Here is a 1,905-nt window from a genome sequence, read left to right as displayed (position 1 = left end):
TAATAAAATCAATCCGTTGAACCCTCCCCCTTGTAGAACCTATCCCCAATCTTTCAATACATTGATTCAACCGGTTATTTTTCTAACGAATACTTTCTTTTTGCCTTGACATGTAGAACCTAATTTGTCACAATGCAATATGGCGCATTTATACAAGAAAATCATTAAAGGTAGAACCTACTGGTACCTCCGGGAAACGCACCGGGTGGACGGCAAGGTCAAGCTCAAGTGGCAAAAGTACCTGGGCACGGCGGACTCCATCCTGGCCAAGCTGGAAAAGGCGGAGCAAACAGGCCAGCCCTTAAGGATGCAAACCCGTTCCTTTGGGGGGCTCTTCGTGGCCCATGCCCTGGAACAGGAGCTGGACACCATCGGGCTTGTGGACCGGATCGTGGGCAGGGGGAAGCGGGAGACCGGACCGAGCGTGGGGGAGTACTTCTTTTATGCCTGGGCCAACCGCATGATCGCCCCCAAAAGCAAGCACGCCCTGGAGGACTGGTACAAGAACGTGGCGGTGGAGCACATCCGCCCTGTGGACGCAAAGCAACTGACCTCGGCGCGGTACTGGGAAAAATGGGACCGGGTGTCAGCAGAGCATCTGGAAGCCGTCCAGGATGGCTTTTTCCAGCGCCTGTGGAAGGAGCGCCCCAGCCCGCCGCGGGCCTTTTTGTTCGACACCACCAACTATTACACCTTCATGGCCACCAAAACCCCGTCCCAATTATCCCGGCGGGGGCACAGCAAAGACAGCAAGCACCATCTCCGCCAGGTGGGGCTGGGCCTTCTGGTGGACCGGGAGACCTCCTTGCCTTTGTATTACACCTCCTACCCTGGAAACATGCACGATTCCAAGCTCTTCCATGAGGTCCTGGACGACATGGCCCGGAAAATGACCGGGTTCGCCGAGCCGGGCAAGGACGTGACCGTGGTTTTTGACAAGGGCATGAACGCAGAGGACAACCTCGCCGCCATCGACGCCTGTGCGGGCCTCCATTTCATCACCACCTACTCTCCCTACTTCATGGAATACATGGCGGGCGTCCCCCTGGAGCGTTTTGAGGTCCTGGACATCCCCAAAAATCATGGCCTCATGGATAAGGGGCGGGGGCGGGACCGCCTCTTGGCCTATCGTTCGGGGGCGGAGTTGTGGGGACAGGTCCGCACGGTGGTGGCGACCTTCAATCCTGCCACCTACCGCAAGAAGATGCGCGACCTGGATCGCAGGCTGGAGTCCATCCGGACCGAACTCCTGGATTGGCGGCGCAAGTTCAGGGGCCAGGAGCGCCACTGGACCAGCCCCAAAGCCATCACCACGCGGTACAAAAAGCTGTGCGAGAGCCTGCACGTCAGTTCCAAGTATTTTCATCTGGATTTTGGCGAAGGCAAAATGGGCTTTCGCAAGGACCAGGGAGAAATCAACCGGGCCAGGAAGCTGATGGGCAAGACCATCATGGTCACGGACAACCACGACTGGGACACGGAACAGATCGTCCTGGCTTCCCAGGACCGATACAAGGTGGAGCACCAGTTCCGGGCGAGCAAATCCTCCAGCCACGTGCGGGTGAATCCGGTCTTCCACTGGACGGACAGCAAGATCCGCTGCCATCTCCTGACCTGCCTTTTGGCGCTCACCTGCCTGCGGCTTTTGGAAATCAAGGTGAAAGGGAAGTACAGCGGCGGAACCATCATGGAAGAAATGCAGAACCTGAACTGCGTCCTCACCTGGAATAAGGGGGAAAAGTCCCCCAAGGTGCGGATTGAAGATCCCAACCCCATCCAGGAGGAGGTCCTGAAGGCCCTGGGATACGCCATCAAAGACGGTTGGGTTCTACAGATATAGCTGAAATATCGTCCATTATATCAAATCATTAGGATGCATATAGGCCATTAACTCTGAAAGTCCTG

At 56.4% G+C, this 1,905-nt stretch carries 1 protein-coding gene; it reads left to right on the top strand.

Translation table 11 applies throughout. The annotated features are described in order from the left end of the window. Nucleotides 1-139 precede the first annotated feature (139 nt). Complete coding sequence (locus BUE18_RS27120) at nucleotides 140-1,840, top strand: IS1634 family transposase (RefSeq protein ID WP_073479237.1); 1,701 nt, start codon at nucleotides 140-142, stop codon at nucleotides 1,838-1,840. The last annotated feature ends 65 nt before the right edge of the window (nucleotides 1,841-1,905 follow it).

This window comes from Desulfatibacillum alkenivorans DSM 16219, assembly GCF_900142135.1.
Lineage (GTDB): Bacteria > Desulfobacterota > Desulfobacteria > Desulfobacterales > Desulfatibacillaceae > Desulfatibacillum > Desulfatibacillum alkenivorans.
This window is presented reverse-complemented; position numbering and strand designations above follow the sequence as displayed.